Annotated in this window: 29 protein-coding genes; 10 read left to right on the top strand and 19 right to left on the bottom strand. The window is 36.4% G+C overall.

Features of this window, described 5'->3' with window-relative positions; genetic code table 11:
* Positions 1-70 precede the first annotated feature (70 nt).
* The 8 genes from HA632_RS00415 to HA632_RS00380 all read right to left on the bottom strand — a co-directional run bounded on the left by HA632_RS00415 (position 71) and on the right by HA632_RS00380 (position 6,872).
* A complete protein-coding gene (locus HA632_RS00415; protein ID WP_176305269.1) occupies positions 71-907 on the bottom strand; it encodes an ABC transporter permease in 837 nt (278 codons plus the stop codon).
* A 10-nt stretch (positions 908-917) separates the two neighbouring features.
* On the bottom strand, positions 918-1,814 hold the full coding sequence (locus HA632_RS00410) for an ABC transporter ATP-binding protein (RefSeq protein WP_176305268.1): 897 nt from the start codon (positions 1,812-1,814) through the stop codon (positions 918-920).
* A gap of 47 nt (positions 1,815-1,861) precedes the next feature.
* Positions 1,862-2,128 (bottom strand): hypothetical protein, encoded by a 267-nt coding sequence (locus HA632_RS00405; RefSeq protein WP_176305267.1) that lies wholly within the window; start codon positions 2,126-2,128, stop codon positions 1,862-1,864.
* Positions 2,129-2,293: 165 nt separating this feature from the next.
* Positions 2,294-4,141, bottom strand: a complete 1,848-nt coding sequence (locus HA632_RS00400) for a hypothetical protein (RefSeq protein WP_194967088.1) — start codon at positions 4,139-4,141, stop codon at positions 2,294-2,296.
* A 117-nt stretch (positions 4,142-4,258) separates the two neighbouring features.
* On the bottom strand, positions 4,259-5,317 hold the full coding sequence (locus HA632_RS00395) for a nucleoid-associated protein (RefSeq protein WP_176305265.1): 1,059 nt from the start codon (positions 5,315-5,317) through the stop codon (positions 4,259-4,261).
* 48 nt (positions 5,318-5,365) lie between these two features.
* Positions 5,366-5,725: a four helix bundle protein gene (locus tag HA632_RS00390; RefSeq protein WP_176305264.1), complete on the bottom strand. Its 360-nt coding sequence runs from the start codon at positions 5,723-5,725 to the stop codon at positions 5,366-5,368.
* A 94-nt stretch (positions 5,726-5,819) separates the two neighbouring features.
* A complete protein-coding gene (locus HA632_RS00385; protein ID WP_176305263.1) occupies positions 5,820-6,356 on the bottom strand; it encodes a hypothetical protein in 537 nt (178 codons plus the stop codon).
* 120 nt (positions 6,357-6,476) lie between these two features.
* Positions 6,477-6,872, bottom strand: coding sequence for a hypothetical protein (locus HA632_RS00380; protein ID WP_176305262.1), 396 nt, complete (start codon positions 6,870-6,872; stop codon positions 6,477-6,479).
* 175 nt (positions 6,873-7,047) lie between these two features.
* Here HA632_RS00380 and HA632_RS00375 point away from each other — a divergent pair, with 175 nt between their 5' ends.
* The 6 genes from HA632_RS00375 to HA632_RS00350 all read left to right on the top strand — a co-directional run bounded on the left by HA632_RS00375 (position 7,048) and on the right by HA632_RS00350 (position 12,904).
* Entirely contained in the window at positions 7,048-9,201 is a 2,154-nt protein-coding gene (locus HA632_RS00375; RefSeq protein WP_176305261.1) for a TonB-dependent receptor, read from the top strand.
* 144 nt (positions 9,202-9,345) lie between these two features.
* Complete coding sequence (locus HA632_RS00370) at positions 9,346-10,014, top strand: hypothetical protein (RefSeq protein ID WP_369597746.1); 669 nt, start codon at positions 9,346-9,348, stop codon at positions 10,012-10,014.
* 86 nt (positions 10,015-10,100) lie between these two features.
* Positions 10,101-11,438: a 2TM domain-containing protein gene (locus HA632_RS00365; RefSeq protein ID WP_176305259.1), complete on the top strand. Its 1,338-nt coding sequence runs from the start codon at positions 10,101-10,103 to the stop codon at positions 11,436-11,438.
* Between the two features lie 2 nt (positions 11,439-11,440).
* Complete coding sequence (locus tag HA632_RS00360) at positions 11,441-11,743, top strand: 2TM domain-containing protein (protein ID WP_176305258.1); 303 nt, start codon at positions 11,441-11,443, stop codon at positions 11,741-11,743.
* Positions 11,743-12,051 carry a 2TM domain-containing protein gene (locus HA632_RS00355; RefSeq protein WP_176305257.1) on the top strand — a complete coding sequence of 103 codons (309 nt, stop codon included), beginning with the start codon at positions 11,743-11,745 and terminating at the stop codon, positions 12,049-12,051. The genes HA632_RS00360 and HA632_RS00355 overlap by 1 nt, the downstream gene beginning before the upstream one ends.
* A 97-nt stretch (positions 12,052-12,148) precedes the next feature.
* On the top strand, positions 12,149-12,904 hold the full coding sequence (locus HA632_RS00350) for a LytTR family DNA-binding domain-containing protein (protein WP_176305256.1): 756 nt from the start codon (positions 12,149-12,151) through the stop codon (positions 12,902-12,904).
* Between the two features lie 5 nt (positions 12,905-12,909).
* Here HA632_RS00350 and HA632_RS00345 read toward each other — a convergent pair whose 3' ends face one another.
* The 3 genes from HA632_RS00345 to HA632_RS00335 all read right to left on the bottom strand — a co-directional run bounded on the left by HA632_RS00345 (position 12,910) and on the right by HA632_RS00335 (position 14,002).
* A complete protein-coding gene (locus HA632_RS00345; RefSeq protein ID WP_176305255.1) occupies positions 12,910-13,203 on the bottom strand; it encodes a type II toxin-antitoxin system RelE/ParE family toxin in 294 nt (97 codons plus the stop codon).
* Positions 13,196-13,444: a type II toxin-antitoxin system ParD family antitoxin gene (locus HA632_RS00340; protein ID WP_176305254.1), complete on the bottom strand. Its 249-nt coding sequence runs from the start codon at positions 13,442-13,444 to the stop codon at positions 13,196-13,198. The genes HA632_RS00345 and HA632_RS00340 overlap by 8 nt, the downstream gene beginning before the upstream one ends.
* Before the next feature lie 81 nt (positions 13,445-13,525).
* On the bottom strand, positions 13,526-14,002 hold the full coding sequence (locus HA632_RS00335) for a hypothetical protein (protein WP_176305253.1): 477 nt from the start codon (positions 14,000-14,002) through the stop codon (positions 13,526-13,528).
* 484 nt (positions 14,003-14,486) lie between these two features.
* On the opposite strand from HA632_RS00335, the gene HA632_RS00330 reads away from it, so the two are divergent.
* Together HA632_RS00330 and HA632_RS00325 are read left to right on the top strand one after the other, a co-directional pair.
* Positions 14,487-14,972: a TlpA disulfide reductase family protein gene (locus HA632_RS00330; RefSeq protein WP_176305252.1), complete on the top strand. Its 486-nt coding sequence runs from the start codon at positions 14,487-14,489 to the stop codon at positions 14,970-14,972.
* Positions 14,973-14,979: 7 nt separating this feature from the next.
* Positions 14,980-15,585, top strand: a complete 606-nt coding sequence (locus HA632_RS00325; RefSeq protein WP_176305251.1) for a thioredoxin family protein — start codon at positions 14,980-14,982, stop codon at positions 15,583-15,585.
* Positions 15,586-15,672: 87 nt separating this feature from the next.
* Here the strand turns inward: HA632_RS00325 and HA632_RS00320 are convergent, their stop codons facing one another.
* From HA632_RS00320 to HA632_RS00290, 7 genes are all read right to left on the bottom strand, one after another.
* A complete protein-coding gene (locus HA632_RS00320; RefSeq protein WP_121313070.1) occupies positions 15,673-15,855 on the bottom strand; it encodes a CsbD family protein in 183 nt (60 codons plus the stop codon).
* A gap of 87 nt (positions 15,856-15,942) precedes the next feature.
* On the bottom strand, positions 15,943-16,713 hold the full coding sequence (locus HA632_RS00315) for a CDP-alcohol phosphatidyltransferase family protein (protein ID WP_176305250.1): 771 nt from the start codon (positions 16,711-16,713) through the stop codon (positions 15,943-15,945).
* Between the two features lie 49 nt (positions 16,714-16,762).
* Positions 16,763-17,782 (bottom strand): COX15/CtaA family protein, encoded by a 1,020-nt coding sequence (locus HA632_RS00310; RefSeq protein ID WP_176305249.1) that lies wholly within the window; start codon positions 17,780-17,782, stop codon positions 16,763-16,765.
* Between the two features lie 27 nt (positions 17,783-17,809).
* A complete protein-coding gene (locus tag HA632_RS00305; RefSeq protein ID WP_176305248.1) occupies positions 17,810-18,169 on the bottom strand; it encodes a four helix bundle protein in 360 nt (119 codons plus the stop codon).
* Between the two features lie 97 nt (positions 18,170-18,266).
* Positions 18,267-19,688: a CCA tRNA nucleotidyltransferase gene (locus HA632_RS00300; protein WP_176305247.1), complete on the bottom strand. Its 1,422-nt coding sequence runs from the start codon at positions 19,686-19,688 to the stop codon at positions 18,267-18,269.
* A gap of 22 nt (positions 19,689-19,710) precedes the next feature.
* Entirely contained in the window at positions 19,711-20,094 is a 384-nt protein-coding gene (locus HA632_RS00295; protein ID WP_176305246.1) for a GxxExxY protein, read from the bottom strand.
* 37 nt (positions 20,095-20,131) lie between these two features.
* Positions 20,132-20,698, bottom strand: a complete 567-nt coding sequence (locus HA632_RS00290) for an L-threonylcarbamoyladenylate synthase (protein ID WP_176305245.1) — start codon at positions 20,696-20,698, stop codon at positions 20,132-20,134.
* 78 nt (positions 20,699-20,776) lie between these two features.
* Here HA632_RS00290 and HA632_RS00285 point away from each other — a divergent pair, with 78 nt between their 5' ends.
* Together HA632_RS00285 and HA632_RS00280 are read left to right on the top strand one after the other, a co-directional pair.
* On the top strand, positions 20,777-21,667 hold the full coding sequence (locus HA632_RS00285; RefSeq protein ID WP_176305244.1) for a lysophospholipid acyltransferase family protein: 891 nt from the start codon (positions 20,777-20,779) through the stop codon (positions 21,665-21,667).
* Between the two features lie 34 nt (positions 21,668-21,701).
* Positions 21,702-22,517, top strand: a complete 816-nt coding sequence (locus tag HA632_RS00280; RefSeq protein ID WP_176305243.1) for a glycosyltransferase family 2 protein — start codon at positions 21,702-21,704, stop codon at positions 22,515-22,517.
* On the opposite strand, the gene HA632_RS00275 is transcribed toward HA632_RS00280, so the two are convergent.
* The gene (locus HA632_RS00275) at positions 22,514-23,560 is read right to left on the bottom strand and encodes a CDP-glycerol glycerophosphotransferase family protein (protein ID WP_176305242.1); all 1,047 of its coding nucleotides are present in this window, start codon (positions 23,558-23,560) and stop codon (positions 22,514-22,516) included. The two genes, HA632_RS00280 and HA632_RS00275, sit on opposite strands and share 4 nt — an antisense overlap.

Raw genomic sequence — 23,560 nt, 5'->3', positions numbered from 1 at the left:
GTTTTCTTTAAGAATTGATTATTTACGCTGCGCTCCAAACAGTTTGGTTTCGCCTCGTGTGAAGATTGAATTATAAATCTCGTTTTTTGATTATTTTGTATGAAGAGTAAATAAAGATGGCGCTCCAAACCAAAACGATTAGCAAAGAAGAAAAATGGACATCATAATCCTTTACATTATTTTCTCCCACTGCCGTTTGTATGTTTTTGATGACGCTCAATCGAGTGAACGGTTCTATCACAAGATTGCTCATGGATTCTAAAGGCATAAAGGCATAAACTTGGTCTACCATTGGGTTTCGGTCAAATATTTCAAACTTTAAAATGCCATAAGAGATTTTTTCAATTAAAAACCAAATGAACAAAAATCCGATGGCAAAAGCGGAACGTTTGATCAAGACGCCTAAGAACAAACAGAAGGAGAAAAAACCAACGAGTTTGACAAAATAGGCCAATAGATATTCCATATCAGAAAAGACAATCCCCAATTCGGTATAAGAAGAAAAACTAAATCCTAAAATTAATGACATTACGAAAATAAAAGCAGTTGAGCCAAAGGCAAAGAGCAAAACAGTAAGAAACTTGGAAAGGATGAACTCTTTTTTGCTCATACCGTCAATCAGGTTTTGTTTTAAAGTCCCGTAACTGTATTCATTGGCCATCATCGAAACAATAACCACTGCTAAAAAGAACTTCAACAAGGAGGCAATCCAAGAGTTAAAATGCCAAATAAAAGGGAAGTTAAAAATACCCATTTCGGCGAAATGAATTTTAAAAGTGCCAATATCAAACTTGATAGAAGCTATTAAGGCAATAAATGAAAGGATGACAAAATATCCAATGGTCAAAACTTTACTGGCGCGATTTTTCCAGATTTTTTGTAATTCTATAGCGAGTAATCTTTTCATAATCGTGCGTTTATTGTTTGGTTAAGGCTAAAAATTGTTCTTCTAAACTCAGTTTTTTCAAGACCAAATGATTCAAACAAATGCCTTGGTCAAATAAATATCGGTTCAATTGCGCCGCCTCGACAATGCTTTTGAAATGGGCAATTACTTTGCCTTCAACTTCCGAAGTTTTCTTGATTTCGGGATGTAGGTTTAAAGCTTGCATAAGTTTTGGGTTGTCATTGGCCTGAAGTTCAAAATAACCTTCATGCGCAATCATACCGTCAACAGTTCCGTTGTATAAAATTTCACCATAACGTAAAACCAAGACATGACTACAAACTTTTTCGACTTCGTCTAATAAGTGAGAAGCCAAAAGAATCGTTGTGCCTTGTGAGGCAATCAATCGTATAATATCTCTGATTTGGTGAATTCCCTGCGGATCCAAACCGTTGGTGGGTTCGTCTAAAATTAAAATTTCAGGGTCGTTTAAAAGTGCGGAAGCTATGGCCAAACGCTGTTTCATTCCCAGGGAAAAGGTTTTGAATTTGCTGTCTTTTCTGTCCATTAGCCCAACGATTTCCAATTTTTCGTTGACTTTTTCATAATTGATGCCTTTGATTTTACAAACCAATTCCAGGTTTTCTTTGGCCGTCATGTAAGGGTAAAAATTGGGACGCTCAATAATAGCACCTACTTTTTTCAAAGCTTCATGGGTTTGCATGGCGCCGTCAAACCAACTGTAGTCTCCGGAGGTTTTGTTGACCACATTCAATACGATGCCTAAAGTAGTTGATTTTCCACTACCATTCGGACCGAGAATGCCGTAAACATTGCCTTTGTGTATTTCGAGAGAAACGTCTTTTACCGCATGGATTTTGCCGTAACGTTTGTTGAGTTTGTTAATTGAAAGAATAGTTGATTCCAATGGTCAGTTTTTTTGGTTTAGGGTATGACGATTGAAACTTTGATTTGTTACTGCTCTTTTTTGGGAAAGTAGAATTTAGTGATAAACTGTTTTTTCAGATTCAAATAAAAAAGCGTTTCATTGATGTCTTTGAGTTTGGAAGTCAGTGTTATTTTTTGACCTCTGCTGTCATTGGTAGCTTGCATCTTGCAAACTTCACATTGGTATTCACTAAAATGAATATTGATTTTTTTGGTTTCTACAAAGCGATGTCCAAGGATGGAACAGCGATAACTTTTATTGACCATTCCTTGAGTTAAGTAGTTTAGTTTCATAGGACAAGGTTTTAATCCGTTACGCTCCATACCATTTGACGCGCTTCGGGTTTAGTTAGGTATAGTAAACTTATTGTTTTGACGTTAAAGTGCAAAAAATAGTCGTCAAAATACATTATATTGTATTTTTATAAAGATATAAACTTACAAATAACTGATAAAAAATTATTTGTAGGGAACAATCATTGGTTGGCCAATTTGGAAATCAGGTAGGGCTAAGTCGTTGTTTTTGAAAGAGTTTGTTTTGTAAACATTATCTCCTTCAAACGGAATAGAAGGATAATAAGAGAAAGAAATTTGAAAACTGTTGAATACCAAATAATCGTTATTGATCAATACGCCCAAACTGAATTTAGAATACAATCGGCCATCGAGAAATTTGTCCGCTTCATTGCCTAAAAATCCGAAAGTCATGTTGTAAAACGGACTAAAGTGAAAGCCATGCCAATTGCCCGGTGCATAGGTTTGGGTTTGCAATGCCATAGAAAACTTTCGGAGACCATTGATGGAAGGATTGTTAAATCCGATTATTCCATTGTCATCTGACAGAAGTACTCGATCTCTGCTCACCGGTGCTCTATGATTTCCAATGACTAATTTGGGTTTGATAAACTGCCTTATTTTCCAATTGCCTAAGTATTGTAGGTTGGTAAAATAATTCCCTTCAACTTTAAAAGTGGTTTCTTCTGTGCAACCATTGTTGAAAAAGCTTCCCCATTCGGTATTTAAGCTTAAGTAACCAAAAGGAAAATAATCACCATAAGCAAATCGGGCGCCAAAATAGCTTCTGCTGATGTCATTTTTATCTTGGAATCCTCCGGTAATCGAATAGATTTGTCCATAAGGGATATCTTCAATAATCCCAAAGTTGAATAAATATTTGTCTTCGGCAAACTTTCGGGTATTCAAACCGATAGTAGCTAAATACAATTTCTCAGAAGCAAAAAATCTTTCCGGGTCATAAGTCAAAGTGGGCATTTCGCGATAGTCAACATTTTTATAGCCAATGGTCGTTACCAAGTTGGTCGTTCGGTAATCCTCATCTCTTCCTTTAAAAATTTTAAACGAATGACCTAACCAATAATCTTGTGTTTCCAGTTTGAACCGATGGTTTTCATAATCAATGTTATTAAGGGATAATGAATCAACATAAAATCGATTTTCAAAATAAGCACCACCCGCCAATCGGGTTAAAGGAGAGAAAAATTGACGTTCAATACGAGCGCTTTTGGTCGTGTTGTTGTTGATTGAGTTCTCATAAGTGAAGACCGTATTGATAAACGTATTTTTAATGTTATTGATGGAGTATTGGCCTAAATAAGCATTTTTTCTGGTGTCAAATTGTTTGGTAAAATCGTTTCTGAATTCATGACCAAGGCCTAAAAAGTTTCGTTCTGTCAACTCAAAATTCCCACTGGAACTCGACAAACTTCCGGTTGGGATTAAGCTCCATGAATCTAAAACGCGGACAGAAATGTCAACAGAATCTTTACTGCCCTGAATTTCTATAGGTTTGATGATGACACTTCGGGTGTAACGTTGGCGTCGAATTAAACGCTCCGATTCTTTGACAATAAGCGAATCTAAAGGCTGGTTTTTTTTGAAAAGCAGTTGGTTTCTAATGGTCCAGGTTTTAGATTTAAGGTGAAGTTTGTTTCCGAACTTTTCAAATCCTTTTTCGGGAACGTCTTTGTAATTATCCACAGCATATCCAAAAGGATCTAAGGTTTCGATGTTGATGTTCCGGATGATTTTGCCTTCGTTACGGTCAAAAGATTTTTTGATTAAAAACCGCTTTCTTTTGGCACTTGCTGCTGTTGTTTTTGGTTTTCGGTTGGATTTGAATAATAGTTTGTAGATGAATTTATTGAACTTACTTTTCTTAGACAATTTTTCAATGTTCTTGTACACTATGGTCGAGTCATTACCACTATGGGTTTCTTTTTGCTGCGCGGATAAGTTTTGGCAACAAAAAAGGAGCAGTAGGAAGTATAGATAATGCTTTGAGGACATGCTTGTTTATTAACTAATTCTGAAAGATATAAAATTAATCATCAGATAAAAAAAATCCCCAATTCTTTTAACAATTGAGGATTTGAGATTTTTTCGTCTAACCACGTGAACTCGGTGTTAACTTTTTTGTTCTTTATTGAAATAAACCAAGTAGTAATACATTTGTTTTTCTTCGTCCCAGCCTTTTTCCACAAACTTTTCGGCACTTTCAGGGTTGATGAAATCGAGTTTGATTTGGATGTTGGTGTCCAAATTAATCACATTCTTAATCGATTTTCTGGCATCAGTCACGGCTGCGTTGGCAATCGGGAAATTGGTAATGTCTTCGATACTGTATTTTTCACCTTTGTCAACCTTGTAGTTTTTAAACTCCGGAATCAAATCAGGATTGTCTAACACTTCGTTCAAGAATTTGCTTTCTTCAAATTCGTCATTTTTGGCAAAATAATTTACAGAACGGTTCATAAACATCACTTCTTCTTTCTTGTCTTCTGCGGGTAAAACCACGTCTTTGGCAAAGCCTTGACAGAATTTCAAGTACTTTTTAGTATAGAAATTTTCATCCTGAAAAGCATCTACCGAAAGGAAATGCTCCAACCAATAACGCGCGTCATAACGGTTGCTGTCGACGGTTAGAATTTTGTAGCCTTCTTCCTTTTTGTAATTGAAAATCAAACAGCCCTTGTCTAGTTTGTTCAAATTGATTCCCTGTTGCAAAATCATTTCCAAAGTAGTGCCTTTTTCCTCAAACTGCATAAAATCGGATTTGATTTCACTTTTGAAAACACCAATGGCGTCTACTACATTATTATCGATAGAAACATTGGTCAAATAAGCCACATACACTTCACCGTTTTTGATGTGCGGATGATTGGATTGCTCAAACAAGTGTTTGGTGATTTTTTTAGATACTTCATGCGTATCATTTGGATTGGTGAAAATCTCTGTTGCCAAATTGAACATGTCGTTGTATTCCAAATCGACGTCATGGGCAAACTGAAAATAATTTTCCTCTTTCTCACGGAAAGGTTTAAAGAAATATTCCTTCAAAAGCGGCACAATTTCATCGTTCAACCCATAAGGTTGGTCTGAAAGAAAAATGGCTTCGTTACGGCTTTTGTTTCCAACACGGTGGATGGATAAGGACTCGATGTGGGCGTTGAATAGGTTGATCATTTTTGGTTCTAAGGTTCTAAGGTACTCAGGTGCTGAGGTTCTAAGGTTTTAGTCTCGTTCTTTAATTTTGTTGATGAAGGAAACTAACATTCTTTCTAATTCTCGGCTGTCTTCGTATATCTTGTTAAATTCTTGTTCGGTTAAGTATTCAATGTTTTTTCCGATTTCTAATTGTGTTTGCAATTCAAATAATGAAGCAATTGAAACGTTCAAAAATCTCAGGTATTCTTTATTGCTGTCTCTTCCAAAGCCTTCGGCTATATTACTTGAAATCGATATGGCACTTCGTCTTATTTGTGCTGTTAATCCAAAAATTTCCTCTTTGGGGAAGTTCTTTGTTGTAAAGTAAATGTTGGTAGTTAGTATCATGGACTTTTGCCATACTTGAAGATTTCTAAAGTTGCTCATTTTGTAAAGATTTTAAATTTAATTAAAAATAATAAAAATCTTATAAATAAAAACCTTAGCGCCTCAGAACCTTAGTTCCTCAGTACCTCAAAAACTAATTCCAATTCTCTTCAAATCCAAAATCCTCAAAGCTGTCATCACCACCAAACATATCCAAATCGTCATCGTCTAAATCATCTTCAAATTCGGAGTAGAAGTCTTCGTTTTCGGCTTCAAATTCTTTTTCAGGAGCTACATTAGGCAATTCGCCGTGAGAAAATAGCAAGTTGGGATAAATGACGCCGGTTTCGGCTTCTTCTACTGCGGCCAATTCTACTAAGAATGTCCACATATTGATGAAGTCGTATACGTAAATGATTTTGGTTTGGTCTTCGCCTAATAATTGGTTCAAAGGATAATCACTCATGATTTTCATTTCACCCGGAACATCGCCCGAATCAAACATCGGAATCTCTTCTTCTTGGTTCCATTGGTCATCACAAGTGTAAAAGGAAGCAACTTCCAAACCGTCAAAACCAAAAGCATTAACAATGGCGTTGTGCAAATCTTCTAAGGTGTCTTCATCCTGAATCGCAATGTCTCTGAAAACATCTTCTTCGGCATCGAGAATGGCTCTGAATTTATAAATCATAATCGTAATTTTTATAAGCGCACAAAGGTAAATTTAATTTGCAATATTTGATTTAGTGAAAGCGATTTGTTGAAAACTATTTGCATCAAAAAACCCGACGCTGAGGTCGGGCTTTTTTAATTATTTCTTTTCGGTTTGACACAAACCGACAATTTTGTGGAATGTATCGTGAAGTGATGCTAAAGCTTTCTTTATTTCTTCGTCTCCGGCTTTTCTTTGCACCAGATCATTTACTTTTTTGGTTTCTTTTTTCAAAACTACTATCGACTCTATGAGCTTTGGAGTGCGGTATTCTTCCGGCATATTTTCAACAGCTAAGGCTTCTGCTCGTTCGACCAATAGTTCAGAATTCAATTTGATTGGATTTAAGTTTCCTTCTTCAGAAGAATGAAATGATTTGGAAATTACTTCATGGTACGCTTTAATTTCAGGCCATCTTTCAGAAATTGTTTGGGCCGATGCGCTGTTAATGGCAAAGAAAGCCGCAATGGCCAATAGTGATTTTATAATTTTCATTGTCTTAGTGATTTTTGGTAATGCAATGCTACTGATTTTTATTTGTATTTTTTTGTTAAAGATATTTTTTTTTTGATAATGATTTACAATTCATCCACTCAAAATTACAATTCGGTAAACATAAATTCTCCAGTTGCATGATTTGTTGCAAGTTTGCTTCATCAAAACAAAACCCATGAAGAAGATTTACACCTTAATCCTTTTTTTAGTTGCTTGTGTAAGCAATGCCCAACAAATCGTTTCCGGAACTGTATTGGATGAAAAAAGCAAACCTATCGCCGGTGCCAATGTTTTTATCGATGGCACTTACGACGGCAGTTCGTCTGATGAGAATGGGAACTTTAAATTCACTACCACTGCCAAAGGCAATCAAATTTTAGTGATTAGTTTCTTAACGTATGAAACATTAAAAGCACCAATTGACATTGCCACTTGCCAAAACAAATTGTTCAAACTGAAAGAAAGCGTCAACTCACTCGATGCTGTTATCGTAACTGCCGGAACTTTTGACGCCGGGGAAAAAGCCAGGGTTTCGGTTTTGAAACCATTAGATATAGTAACCACTGCCGGTGCGATGGGTGATATTGTTTCGGCTTTGCAAACCTTACCCGGAACCCAAACCGTAGGCGAAGACGGAAGATTGTTCGTTCGCGGTGGCGAAGCCGATGAAACCCAAACGTTTGTAGATGGTATTCGCGTAGCACAACCTTATGGCGCCACAACGGCGAATGTGCCAACTCGCGGTAGATTTTCTCCGTTTTTGTTCAGTGGAATGTCGTTCTCTACCGGTGGATATTCTGCCGAATATGGCGAAGCGTTGTCGAGTGTTTTATTGCTAAATACCCAAGACGAAGCCGTTGAAGAGAAAACCGATATTTCTTTGATGACCGTTGGTTTAGGTTTAGCCAATACCCAAAAATGGAAAAACAATTCCTTAAGTTTTAATACGGCTTATATCAATTTGGCTCCCTATCAAAAGGTATTTCCGCAACGCGCCGATTGGAACAAACCTTTTCAATCGCTTTCGGGTGAAGCGGTTTACCGACACAGTTTTACCAGTGGAATTTTCAAGTTATACGCCGCTTTTGAAGCTTCTCAATTCGACATTAACAGTGAATCTATCAATAATCCGGATAAAATCCGAGTGGATTTAGACAATAACAATTTTTATTTGAATTCCTCTTACAAAGGCAATTTTGGTTCGCAATGGCAGTTGTTTACCGGTTTGAGCTATGGTTACAGCCAAAATAAAATCGGTATTGATTTAGATAAGGTGGCCAACTCAGAACATTCGTCTCATTTCAAATTGAAACTAAAAAAATCCTTTTCAGAAAGAGTGAAGTTGTCTTTTGGCGGGGATTATTTTATCACAAAATTCGACGAAGATTTCAAACCCTACGAAGGCAATACTTTTAACAGCAGTTACGATGCCAACATTGCGGCTTTCTTTACCGAAGCGGATATTTTCTTCTCTAAAAATTTTGCGGTAAAATTAGGCGCAAGATTATCCAACAATGATTTATTAGCCGAAACCGTAGTGGCTCCGAGAGCTTCCTTGGCCTATAAAGTTTCCAAGAATGGTCAGTTTTCTTTTGCCTACGGTAGTTTTACCCAAGCGCCAAGACAGGATTATTTGAAGTATGCCGATTATTTGGATAGCGAAAAGGCACAGCATTATATTTTGAACTACCAATACAGCAAAGACCGAAGAACATTCCGCGCTGAAGCTTACTTTAAAGACTATTCCGATTTGGTGAAATACGACACAGATGCGGCTCAATTTGATACCGATTTCAACAATACCGGTTCGGGTTATGCCAAAGGGTTAGACATTTTTTGGAGAGACAATAAGACCGTTAAAAATGTAGAATACTGGGTTTCTTATTCGTTTATCGATACCCAAAGAAACTATAAAAATTATACAGCAGAGGTAACCCCAAGCTTTGTAGCCAATCATAGTCTAAGTGTCGTAAGCAAATGGTGGATTAACAAACTGAAATCACAATTGAGTATTACCAATTCCTTCACCACCGGAAGACCTTATAACAATCCGAATGAATCCGAATTTATGAACGGCAAAACCAAAGGCTATAACAATTTGAGTTTGGGTTGGGCGTATTTAATGTCGCAACAAAAGATTTTGTACTTTTCAGTATCGAATGTATTGGGAACTCAAAATGTTTTTGGCTACGAATATGCCAACTCGCCCAACTCAGAAGGCGTTTACAACCGAAGAGCCATTCGACCAACGGCTGACCAGTTTTTCTTTGTGGGTTTCTTTTGGACCATTAGTGAGAATAAGAAGGAGAATCAGTTGGATAATTTGTAGAGTTACAAAGTGGCAGAGTCGCAAAGTAACAAAGTCAAAATACTTTGCAACTATGGAACTTTGCAACTTAAAGAAAACAATTCATCCTCAAAAATCAACAGTTCAGTAAGTATAAGTTTTACAGCAATCAAAACCGAGATACTTTTGGACTATAAAATAACAAGAGTTTTAATCATCAATACATTAAAAGACATGACAAAAATTATCACTACAATCGCTTTTTTCGTTTGCTCTTTATTATCGGCGCAAACACAATATGAACAAGGTATGGCCAAATCACTCGGACTTTGGGGTGAAGGAAAAGCACAGGAAGCTTCGGATTTGATGGAACGCATTGCTGCTGCAGAAAAAAACAATTGGTTACCCAATTATTATGTAGCTTTGATTAATACAACAGAAGCTTTTAATCCGGCGAATAAAGCCAAAGTAGTTGCTTTGTTGGAAAAAGCACAAAATGCCCAAGATGCAGCTACCATGATTAGCTTAAATAATCCGGAACTGATGGTAATGCAAGCCATGATTTATACCGCTTGGATTGTTCAGGATCCTATGGTAAACGGGATGAAATATTCTCCAAAAGTGACAGAATTGTATACCAAAGCCAAAATCATTGCTCCGGAAAATCCAAGAGTAGTATATTGCAAAGCCGAATTTGAAATCAACAGCGCACCATGGACCGGAGCCGATGTGAAAAAATTGTGTCAAGATTTGCAAAGTGCCATTCCGTTGTTTGAAAAATTCCAACCCGAAACGCCTTTTCATCCCAAATGGGGATCAGACAGAGCCAAAGAAGCTTTGAAAAATTGTAAATAAATAAAAAGGCACTAAGGCACTAAGGTTCTAGGTAAAAACCTCAGTACCTCAGTATCTTAGTGCCTCAGAACCTAAAAAAGAAAGTAATGAAACAATTGATAAAAGAAATCCCGAGAGCTATCATCATCTCCATCAGTATCTTTTTGGTGTTGTTGTTAATCAGACTGATTACAGGAAACCAAGTGGCTTTTGATTATGCTTTATTGGTTAACTTTGGGTACAACATGTTGTACGGATTTTCGTTGTACTTTGCCAATGCTGCTATTTTTATTTATTTGGATCAAGTTTTTAAGGCTGACCGGTTTACCCCAAAACGCATTTTGATTGGCTTTGTGTCTTCTTTTCTGATTTCCATCGGTGTGATTTTTTTGCTGCGCATTTTTGAGGATGTAATGGTTGAGGGCACTTCGTTTAGTGACTTTTTAAGTCAAGAGCAAATGTCGAATTATTTGGTAGCGGTGATTATCACATTTATAGTGACTTTGGCTTTTCATGCGTTTTATTTTTACAAAGCTTACGCCGAAAACAAAGTCAAAGAGCAAAAGGTTATTGCCGGAACGGCCTCGGCACAGTTCGAAAGTTTGAAGAACCAAATCGACCCGCATTTTTTGTTCAACAGTCTCAATGTATTGAGTTCGTTAATAGAAGAAAACCCCGATAATGCTCAAAAGTTCACCACTTCTTTGTCAAAAATATACCGCTATGTTTTGGAACAGAAAGACAAGGAGTTGGTTTCAGTTGCGGAAGAACTGGCTTTCGCCAAAACGTATATGAATTTGCTTAAAATGCGTTTCGAAAACAGCATCAGTTACGAATTGCCCACTGAGTATGATAATCCCGAAGCTAAAGTGGTGCCTTTGTCGTTGCAACTTTTACTGGAAAACACCATCAAACACAATGTAGCAAGCGAGCAAAAACCGCTACACATCAAAATTTATATTGAAAACAATTACTTAATCGTTGAGAATAATTTACAGAAGAAAGAAGTCTTGCAAGACCGCAAAGGCGTTGGCTTGCAAAACATAGTCAACCGTTATGGATTGATTTCAGAGCGCAAAGTCTTGGTCGATCAAACCGAGACAGCTTTCAAAGTAAAAATTCCCATTTTAACCAAACAAATAGTTCTCATGGAAACACAAAATATTTACAACGAGAATATGGCTTACATGAAAGCCAAAGAACGAGTAGAAAAACTCAAAGGATTTTACGGTAATTTAATTTCTTACTGCTGTGTGATTCCGTTTTTAATTTTTATCAATTTAAAAACCGGCGGTTTTCAATGGTTTTGGTTCCCCATGTTGGGTTGGGGAATGGGATTGACTTTCCATGCCTTAGAAACCTTTGGCTACGGAAAAAGTTGGGAAGAACGTAAAATCAGAGAAATTTTGAATAAAGAAAATAGTCAGCATAACAAATGGAGTTAATCATGGAAACAAATAATAACGACTTCGAAAGATACCAACGCGCCAAAAAACAAGTGGAGCAAATCAAAGGTTTTTACAGTCACTTGGCTTCTTATATCTTAGTCATGGCGATTTTAATTTTTATCAATTTAAAATATACCCCGCAATACCTTTGGTTTTTTTGGTCGATGATGGGTTGGGGAATTGGTTTGTTTTTTCACGCGATGAAAGTGTTCAATTGGCTTCCGTTTTTTAATCAAGAATGGGAAGAAAAAAAGATTAGAGAATACATGGACGAAGAAAATAAAAGAAATAAATTTGAATAATGATGGAAAATATTGACGAAATCAAATACCAGGAAGCGGTAAAAAGAGTGAAGCGAATCAAAGGTTTCTATAGTCACGCTGCGGTTTACGTGGTGATTAACATCATCTTGCTGGTTGTAAACACTAAAAATTCCTCCGAAGGTTTTTTTCATTTGAAGAACTTCATCACGCCTTTATTTTGGGGAATCGGTTTGGCCGCGCACGGATTTTCTGTTTTTGTACCCACGATGATTTTGGGCAAAAATTGGGAAGATAAAAAGATTAAAGAGTTGATGGAGAAGGAGAAGAATAATAATAAATGGGAATAAAAATAGGTGGTAAGGCACTGAGGTACTAAGGTTTTAAGTAAAAAGACCTCAGAACCTCAGAACCTCAGAACCTTAGAACCTCAGAACCTTAAGAAAAATGAATATTATCATTATTGAAGACGAAAAACCCGCTGCCAGATTGCTCCAACGCAAAGTGGAGAAATTGGGTTTACAGGTTAATACACTTTTACATTCTGTAGAAGAAGCGATTCATTGGTTCAATTCAAATCCGCATCCTGATTTGATTTTTTTGGACATCCAATTGTCAGACGGTTTGTCGTTTGAGATTTTTGAGACAATCGACATCAAGAGTGCGGTGATTTTCACTACAGCTTATGACGAATATGCGTTGCGTGCCTTCAAACTGAATAGCATCGATTATTTATTGAAACCAATTGACGAAGACGATTTGGAAACCGCGGTTAATAAATTCAAAGCGAGAAACATAGCGGCGCCGAATCTTTCCTTGGATTTCGAAATGATTAAAAAAATGTTGGTTAACCCAATCGACAGAGTGTATAAAAAGCGCTTCACCATCAAAATGGGTCAGCAATTGAAGATGATTAATATTGAAGAAGTCGAATGTTTTTACAGCGAAAACAAAGGCACTTATTTGCACACTTCAGACAACCGCGATTACTTGCTCGATAACACTTTAGAACAACTCGAAACCGAACTTGACCCGGCATCCTTTTACCGCGTTTCGCGCAAATTCATCATCCCGTTGAAAGCGATAAAAGAAATTCAACTCCATAGCAATTCCAGACTCAAAGTGATTTTACCCACATACAAAGACGATGAGGTTATAGTGGCACGAGAAAGGGTGAATGATTTTAAGGAGTGGTTGGGGTAGGTGTTTTAAAGGTGGTTTTTTAGATCCATCATACCGTGTAAAATTCTAACCACTTCGATTTCATTTTCAGTTATTATTCTGTAAAAAATTAGGTGTTCTCCGGTTTTAAAGCCTAATATGTTTTTTTCAACGACTTCGTATGATTTACCTTGATTGGGTTTGTTGGCTAATTCTTGGCAAGAATCAATGAGTAATGAGTAATAAATAACCGCTTGGTTTTCAGACCAAGTTTCTACCGTATAATGCCAAATAGCTCCTAAATCTTCAACGGCTTTGTTGGTTAAGTAAAACTTAGCCATTCTTTTTTGTTGACTTCATTGTTTCTAAATGCTTTTTCGGATCAAAGTCGACAGCGCGACCGCTATCAATTCCTTCACGGATAGCATTGCGCAAAACGATTACGCGATTTTCTTCTTCTTCCAAAAGACGAAGTCCGGCACGTACAACTTCACTAGCGTTGCTAAAACGACCTTTTGAAATCGTTGTTTCAATAAAACTTTCGAAATGATTGCCTAATGATATTGAAGTGTTTTTTCCCATGATTATCTCAATTTTAAGTAAAGTTACCAAAATTTGGTAATCAAACCATTTTTTTTATGGAAAGTTTTGAGGAAGAAGTTTTTATTTGCAGGATATAAATCCTTCATTACAATACTTAACAATATTATGATTGTTATCAAAAAATAAGTAATAAAGATAACCGCCTTCTTTTTCCTCAGATTTAATAGCTACAAAATATCCATTATCCAGTTTTAAAGCTTGATAAACAAATATTTTTATTTTTTGTTTTCTTTCTCTCTTAAGTTTTAGATTTATAATTTCTTGAGAATTATTTTCAATTTTGACAACTTTGTCATTTGATTTAAAACCATTTTCGAGGATGAACTTGAATTCATAATCAGTAAAACATTCTCCATAGGAAAATAATCCTGAGGTATCAGATTGTGTATAACCGTCAAATTTAATTTTACCAATTTTTGGATAATCATTCATTACCACATTCTTGATAAAATAATCAAAAGCCATTTGCTCAATTTTTTGCTGAGAATATGAAATTTGAGATATTATAAAGATCAGCGTGAAAATTAAACTTTTCATTTTTGGTAAATAGGTTTTTCAAATTTACTCATAACTCGAATATCCGCAACTCTCATCACAAATACTCTCAGCTAAAATACAAAACATTCTGCAAAGTCCTACAATTTCCATCCGAAGCACAATCTTGCCACTCCGAAGGCTGTTTCTTTCAGTCAGAAATGTTTTCTTGGTTGTCCGAAGCTTGTTATTGTATGTCCGAAAAGCATTCTTGTCTGTTCGAAGCTCGTTTGCTGGCTGCGAGGCCTAGGAAATGCTCAAAAGTTGATTTTTGGACTATTTTTCCTTTTTGTCATTCCGTCTCGTCTTTTTAGACGATAGAGGAATCTCATAATGGTTTGAAAGATTTGATTTTTCGTTCCTCAAAATGACAAAAAGAAAGTGTAAGCGGTTGCGTAACTACTTTATGTTAAAGTTGGTAAAATTTTGTTAAGTACATTCCATTCCAAACCGTAACTCATTAACTTCGTTACACTTAATTTTTCTGATGAAGTTACTTTACTCAATATCAATCTTTTTCATCCTGACCTTTGCCAGTAATGCTTTGGCACAAATAACCGTTTATGAAAAGTTTGCCGACTTTGAAAAAGTTGTAATCAAAGAAGACCAAACTACTTATGTGATAAATTTTTGGGCGACTTGGTGCGCACCGTGTATCAAAGAGTTACCTTATTTTGAGCAACTTCACAAGGAGAATAAAAAGGTAAAAGTACTATTGGTCAGTCTCGACAGCAGAAAAGATCTCGAGAAAAAGCTTATCCCTTTTGTAGAAAGAAAAAAAATCTCCGCTGAGGTTTTGCTGCTAAGCGACAAAGATTACAATTCATGGCTTTCTAAAATCGACAAAGACTGGTCGGGTGCCATTCCGGCCACATTACTCATACAAGGTAAAAAGCATTTATTCGCCGAGCGCGAATTTGAAAATTTTACCGAACTCAACGAATACGTAAACTCATTTATCAATCTTAATTAAGTACAATATGAAAGTTTTACCTTTTTTAATTCTATTCTTCAGCAGTTTGTTTGTAGGAGAAAGTGTGGTTTCCAATGGTTACCAACCTGGTGACAAAGCCGCTGATTTCAAACTGAAATCCGTTGATGGCAAAATGTACAGCATGGCCGATTACAAAGACGCCAAAGGTTTTATTGTGGTTTTTACTTGTAACACTTGTCCGTTTGCGGTGAAATATGAAGACCGAATTAATGATTTGGCCAAGAAATACAAAAAACAAGGTTATGTGCTTTTGGCCATCAATCCAAATGATCCTGCAGTACAACCGGCCGATACTTACGAGTTAATGAAAGAAAAGGCCAAAGACAAAAAGTTTGCTTTTCCTTATTTAGTAGATGAAGGGCAACAGGTTTATCCGCAATATGGCGCTACGAAAACACCGCACGTGTTTTTGTTAGACAAAAATTTGGTGGTAAAATACATTGGCGCTATCGATGATAATTCAGACGATGCTTCAGCAGTAAAAGAAAAATATCTGGAAAACGCCATCGCCGCCTTGGAAAAAGGAAGTGAACCTTCACCTTCTCTCACCAAAGCCATTGGTTGTTCGATAAAAGCCAAGAAAAAAGTATAAAGAAAAAGTCCCGATTCTATCGGGACTTTTTTATTGGAAAAACTCATTGATGCAGCCTTTCCGAATACAATCAAAGCATCACTTAATTCAATCAAACAACGCTTTAATTTCTTTTTCAGTCTTTCCTATCTTTTCTTGCAATCTTCCCCACATTTCTTGTTCTTTGCCTTCATCATAAAGCAAATCATCATCGGTTAAGTCGGCATATTTTTGCTTCAGTTTTCCTTTTAGCTGTTCCCAATTTCCTTCAATCTCTTTTGAATTCGGCATGATTTATAGTTTTAAAATTACAGACTATAAATTTCGGCAATTAGTTGGAAGTTGTTGTTATGCAATTATATCTCAAGATTGCATAATTCACACTATGCATTTTTTTCGAATGCCAATGAAGGCAAAGATTAGCAAAGTATAAGCTATGAAAAAGGGCACAATCAATTCAATCCAGCCCATCGGTAACATCACGGCGATAATCAACAATTGAAAGCCTAATCCGTATAACGAAAGCAAGGTCATAAACCAATTGGGAAAAGTTTTGACTTTGTAAGCCTCTGAATCCAGAGCGTGGATGATTTTATCAAAAGTGCCGTAGACCATTTGGTAAATACCAAATAAGATATTGACTGATTTTTGGGTTTCTCCCGGCAAGGCTTTAGGAGTTTTGTATTCAAAAATTTTACTCGTACTATCGCCGCCAACCGATTTATTTCTCAAGATGACATAATAATAGTTATACAAAGTGCCTTGCAATTGGAGCCCAATAAAAGCTAGGATTGTATACCAAATCGAGGTTTGAGAAACATAACAAATGGCCATCAGAAACATAAAGTTCAAGACAATATCAAACACACTGTCTAAATACCTGCCGGAATACGAAGGCGTATTTTTCAACCGGGCCAATTCACCATCGGCAGCATCAATTCCTGATTTTAGCAAAATGAAAAATCCGGCAAGTAAATAATGTTGTTCCAAAATGCAATAAATCGCAATCAATCCGGAAAACCCAAATAGTAAGGTGACATGAATAGGCGTGAAGCGGGAATCTTTTAATTGATTAGCAAAAAATCTACCGAATGATCTTCCGTAATCCGATAAATCCAGAAATTTATCCTGGGCGGCAAGTTTAGACATTTAAGTTAGTAAACAAGGTAACTGCGACAATATAGTCAGGGCAAGCGTATTATTTTGACAAGCGATGCAAAGTATAAGTCATCGCTGTCAATAAGAAGAACGCTACCACTTGATGTGTCAATCCCAACCAAAGAGGAACTGCATACAACAAAGTGAGAACGCCTAAAGCAAATTGTACAAACACCAATACAACCAAGGCATTCAAACCCTTTTGTTGTTGGGCCGAAAGTGTATATTTTTTGCTTTTGAAATACAAAAATAGAATCAATCCAACTACGACATAAGCCATCGTTCGGTGTACGAATTGAACACCGCTTTTCCCTTCGGTGAAACGCAGTAACCAACTGTCTTTTTCCAAAGCAATACTGTCGTGGAAAAACTGTCCGTCACTCATGAGCGGCCAATGGTTATGCACTAATCCGGCGTTTAAACCGGCCACAAAACCCCCGTAAATGATTTGGACAACCAAGAAAAACAGGGTAATTCGTGCCAATTTTTTCAAAGGTAAAATCACTTCTTTTCTTTCCGGATAAATCAAATCCAAAGCGACCCAAAGTGTGTACGCAAAAGTGATGAAGGCAAAAGTCAAGTGCAACGCCAATCGAAAATGACTCACATCCGGATTGTCAACCAAACCGCTTTTTACCATAAACCAACCAAAGAAACCTTGCAAAGCGCCCATTCCGAGTAGGATGAAGCACTTGTTTAAAGTGGCTTTGTCGATTCTTTTTTTAATTAAAAAGTACACAAACGGAATGATAAATACCAAACCGATAATGCGTCCGATAAAACGGTGGAACCATTCCCAGAAATAAATGAATTTGTAATCATCCAACTGAAAATCGTTGTGAATATTGATTTTTTGATATTCAGGGAACTTCTTGTATTCTTCAAAAGCCTGAATCCATTTCTCTTCACTCATCGGTGGAAAAGTATCGGTAACCAAATGCCAGTCGGTCATTGATAAACCCGAGTTCGTTAAGCGGGTAATTCCGCCAACTACGACCATAATAAACACTAAAACACAACCGGAAAGTAGCCAATAAATGACTGATTTGTCTCGTTTCATAAGTTACAAAGTTACAAAGTTGCAGAGTTATAAAGTACCATTCACTTTATTGATGAATGCAGTTAACATTCGTTCCAATTCTCTGCTGTCTTCATATAATTGATTAAATTTTTCTTCTGTTAAATATTCTAAATTATAGGCTATTTCTACTTGAGTTTGAAATTCAAAAAGAGATCCTAACGATATATTTAAAAAACGTCTGTAATCTTTATTAGTTCCTCTTCCATATCCTTCCGAAATATTACTTGGAATTGAAATACTACATCTTCTGATTTGGGATGTCAATCCAAATTGTTCCTCTTTAGGGAAATTTGATGAAGTAGAATAGCATTTTGTTACCAGAGCCATTGCTTTTTGCCATATCAATAAATCTCTAAATGTTTTCATTTTTTTAATAAGTTTCAAAGTTACTAAGTTTCAAAGTTGCAGCGTTTAATTTTAATCAAGATACACTTTTAATGTACTTTGCTACTTTGTCACTCTGCTACTTTGCCACTTTCTTCAACCCCATTTTCTCCGCTTTAGCCAAAACAAAATCGTAGGCAGCTTGATATTCATTCGGGATTTCTCCTTCGAGTATCGCTTCTTTTACCGCTTCTTTTAATACTCCAATTTCTCTTGACGGCTGCAAATTGAATATGGTCATAATTTCTTCTCCGGAAATTGGCGGTTGGAAATTACGCACATGATCGCGTTCTTCTACCTCAATAATTTTTCGGCGAACGATATCGAAATTGTTGTGGTATTTTTTGAATTTCGTCGGATTCTTGGTTGTGATATCCGCTTCGCACAGCGTCATCAAATTGTCTACGTCTTCTCCGGCATCAAACACCAATCTGCGTACGGCCGAATCGGTTACGATATCTTCTGACAATACGATTGGTCTTGAACTCAGCATTACCATTTTTTGCACAAATTTCATTTTTTGGTTCAATGGCATGTGCAATCTTTCAAAGATTTTCTTCACCATTTTGCCGCCTAAGAATTCATGTCCGTGGAAAGTCCATCCTTGTTTTTTATTGAAACGTTTTGTAGGTGCTTTGCCAATATCGTGCAACAATGCTGCCCAGCGCAACCAAACATCGTCGGTATTCGGACAAATATTATCTACCACTTCCAAAGTGTGATAGAAGTTGTTTTTATGGGTATGACCTTCGATTTCTTCTACGTTATTGAGTGCGGTCAATTCGGGTAAAATAATCTCTAGTAAGCCGGTTTTGTATAAATGTAAAAAACCAATAGACGGTTTCGGCGTTTCAAGAATTTTGTTCAATTCGTCTACAATTCTTTCGCCCGAAATGATTTTGATGCGGTCTTTGTTATCGGCAATCGCCTGCAAAGATTTTTCTTCAATGGTGAAGTTCAATTGTGTCGCAAAACGAATGGCTCTCATCATCCGCAACGGATCATCAGAATACGTAATGTCCGGATTTAAAGGCGTTTTGATGAGTTTGTTTTTCATGTCGGTCAAACCATCAAACGGATCAACCAATTCACCGTAATTATTAGGATTCAAAGAAAAAGCCAAGGCATTTATGGTAAAATCACGACGGTTTTGGTCGTCTTCAAGTGTACCGTTTTCCACCAAAGGATTTCGGCTGTCTTGGGTGTAACTTTCTTTTCTGGCACCCACAAATTCGATGTCGATTTCTTTGTAACGCAACATGGCCGTACCATAGTTTTTGAAAACCTGTACTTTGGGTTTGTTGGGTAACAATTGGGAAACTTTCAGCGCCAAATCAATCCCGGAACCCACGGCTACGATGTCAATGTCTTTTTTGAAATCGCGTTGCAATAAATAGTCACGCACAAATCCGCCGATTACGTAGCTTTCAAGATTGAGTTCTTGCGAAGCTTTTGAAATGATTTCGAAGATTTTATTGTCTAATGCTTTTGTGTAATTCATAGTTTTACCGCAAATTCGCAAATTATTTTTTTGAATTTATTATGCGTTTGTATTCTAAAGATATTAAATTGAAATTAGCAAGAATAGCCAACTGATTTCCAGAAATTTTTAAATAGTTCAGACACTGATTATAATGGGCGCTATTAAAGCATTCAACTGTTTTTATTTCCAAAATGATTTCTCCATGACCCACAAAATCTGCATAAAATTTATGTTTTAGTGTTGTACTTTTATGAGCAACAGAAAACTCTTTTTCTCTTTCATAAGGAATATTTTGTTGCTGAAACTCATATTCAACAGCATCTTTATAAACAATTTCAGAAAAACCTTTACCAAGATTTTTATGCACTTCATAAAGTATTCCAACTATTGAATAACTTTCATCCTTGTATAAATAATCATCCATTTTAGTTAAAAAGTAATTTGCGAATTTGCGGTCAAAACTATTTTCTGATGATTTTCACCTGACTATCACTCGTAAGTTTGATAATCGTTGATGGTTTGTCACAAATTTTTTCGTGGTGCAAATTTACTACATAGTCTACACCATTTATAATTTCGGGGCTAATTTCTTTAAAAGATTTTGGCGTAAACATTCCCGAAATATTTGCTGAGGTAGAAACCAAAGGTTTTTTCATGCGTTCCATTAATTTGAAACAAAACGGTTCTTTGACGATACGCACGCCAAGGGTTTTGTCTTCTGCAATTACATTAGTGGCTACATTTCTTGGATTGTCAAGGATTAAGGTCGTTGGTTTTTCGGATAAATCCAATATTTGCCAAGCGACTTCGGGTATGTCTTTGAAAACATTATACATCATTTTTTCGCCATTCATCAATACGATCATGCTTTTGGTTTCTTCTCGTTGTTTTAAGGCGTAGATTTTTTGTATGGCTTCTGCATTGGTCGCATCACAACCGATTCCCCAAACCGTATCGGTCGGATATAGGATGATACCGCCATTTTGGATAACTTCAAAAGCTTTGTGTACTTCTTCGTTGAGATTCATTTTTACAAAATTTTTGTAAAGATAATGTAAATCACAAGAATTCAGTTTTGGTTATCTTTGCCGAAAAAAAGAGAAAAAATGCAACTGGTACTTTTTTTAATTCTATATCCGATTCTGTATTTAATTTCGATATTGCCTTTTAGGTTACTGTATCTTTTTTCAGATTTTGTTTTTGTTTTGGTTTACTATGTTTTCGGTTACAGAAAAAAAGTGGTTAGAGCCAACATCGCTTTGGCATTGCCACATTTAGCGGAAAAGGAAAGAAGGCGTATTGAAAAAGAATCCTATCGTCACTTGTGCGATATGTTTTTGGAAATGATTAAAACGATGACTATTTCGGTTAAGGATATTGAGCGCCGATTTGTCTTCAAGAATTTAGAGGTTTATCAGGATTTGGAAAAAAAGGGCAAGAGTGTGGCTTTGATGTGTGCGCATTATGCCAGTTATGAATGGGTGATTTCAATAAATTCAAGATCAAACTTTATTGGGTACGCCATTTATAAAAGAATCAACAATAAGTATTTTGACGATTTGGTAAAAAAGATACGCTCGCGTTTCAAGGCCCAATTAATCACTACTAAACAAGCCGTTATTACTATTGAAAGCAATGAATCTGCAGGGATTAAAGGACTTTACGGATTTGCCAGCGACCAGTCGCCGCAGGTGAAGAGAAAAACCTATTGGAGTACTTTTATGGGCATAGAAGTTCCGGTACATACCGGTGCCGAGATGCTCGCCAAACGCTTTGATATGACTATGGTTTTTTTGAAAGTGGAAAAAGTAAAAAGAGGTTTTTATGAAGCCCATTTTGAATTGTTATCCGATAATGTAAAAACCATTCCCGATTATCAAATCACAGAAACATTTTTGAGAAAAGTAGAAAATCAAATTTTGGAAGCGCCCGAATTTTATCTTTGGACACACAAAAGATGGAAGCACAAAGGCAAAAACAAATTGGTCAACAAATGATTACTTACAATTTTATTTTAGTATTATTGTAATAATGAAATTATCAGTAATCATCACCACTTACAATGCTGAAGAATGGCTTCACAAAGTTCTTGTAGGGTATAGTGTTCAAACTACCGATGATTTTGAAATTGTGATAGCGGATGATGGTTCTACGCCAAAAGTCAAAGAAGTTTTGGCTTTGTTTTCGACTAAGTTTAAACATCCCATTACCCATGTGTGGCACGAAGATTTGGGCTTTCGAAAGTCTGAAATTCTCAATAAAGCCATTCTCAAAACCAACGCCGATTATTTACTGTTTACCGATGGCGATTGCATCCCGCGGAAAGATTTTGTTTCGGTTCATTTAAAATACCGTGAAGAAGGTTGTTTTCTTTCAGGAGGTTATTTTAAATTACCCATGAACCTATCCAAAGCCATTACCGATGAGGATATTATCAAGCAAAATTGTTTTAGTGTTTTATGGTTGAAAAAGCAAGGTTTGCATTTGAGTTTCAAGGCTTCAAAGCTAACGCAAAATAGCTATTTTGCTTCATTTATGAATTGGTTGACGCCCACAAAACGAACTTTCAACGGGCACAATACTTCTTGTTATAAAAGCGATATTATAGCCGTAAACGGCTTCAATGAAGACATGCAGTATGGTGGTTTAGATCGCGAAGTTGGGGAACGCATGTTTAACAACGGTTTGATTTCAAAACAAATCAGGTACTCAGCAGTGTGTGTGCATTTAGACCACGCACGTGGTTATTACAGCCAAGAAGGTTGGGATAAAAATTTGGCAATTAGGGCTTATAACAAAAAGCACCATATCATAAAAGTCAAAAACGGCATTGAAAAGTTGTCTTAGCTTTTTGTTGGTTTTCCAAAAAGTGAATGCATTTTCATTCTTCTGAACAGCGATATCTTTCTTTTTTGAGGCACGCCATTTTCCAAACAGTATTTTTTTACTGCTTCTACCATTCTTTCTGCCGATTTGCCGTCTATGTACGGATGGTATTGGTTAAAAATTTCTTTTCTGTTTTTGGCAAATGGATCTTGGTTTAGGTTATTTTCAACCAAAGAAATTAGCTGATGGTAATCGGAACTATTGTCCCAAAGAATGTTTTCGGAGATGTTTCTGAAGGTCACTACGGGTTTGTCCAAAAGCAAAAATTCATAAATTACGGAGGAAGTATCACTGATGAGCAAGTCAGCCATCAATAAAAACTTGATGATGTTTTTTTCGGATTCAAAGACAATATTAGGTGTTTCTTCGGCTAGTTTTTTATACGTGTCCAACCAATCGACATTCATCAAAGGATGGAATTTTAGCAACACTAAATAATCAGGATTTTTAACCAAAGCTTTTAGTTCTTCCACCAAAAATGGCGCAGAAGTCAGTTTGGGAGAAAATGTTGGCGCATACAAGAGTATTTTTTTCGCCCCGTGTTTTTGCAAAAGATTTTGCTTTTCAGTATCGTATTTGTGAAAATCGGTACCGTAAATATCGAGTTTGGGCCAACCGGTTTCAATTACTTCAAAATCGCGGTATTTGTTTTTAAACTCGAGGAATTTTTGGGTAAAATACGGTCCTTGAGTTAAGTACAAATCAAAATAATGGCGTATTCTGAAATGGCCTTTCTTCTCTCCGGCCAGTCCGTGAAAAATCTGAACTTTTACGCCTCTTAAATAATGAGGAACTTCATTGCCGGGCACAAAAATAGCATCGCTTTGAAACGCTTCTAAATCGGCTATCTCAGTAGTGTGATTTTCATGGGTAAACGGAAAATCTGCCAATATTTTTTTGTTGACATACCAGAGGTATTCGTCTCCATTAAGTGCCAAATAGTTTTTAATGGGTTCAAGAATTCCGAACGAATAATTGTTTTGGCAAAAAAGGATGCATTTCAT

Source organism: Flavobacterium sp. J49 (assembly GCF_011742145.1).
GTDB lineage: Bacteria > Bacteroidota > Bacteroidia > Flavobacteriales > Flavobacteriaceae > Flavobacterium.
This window is presented reverse-complemented; position numbering and strand designations above follow the sequence as displayed.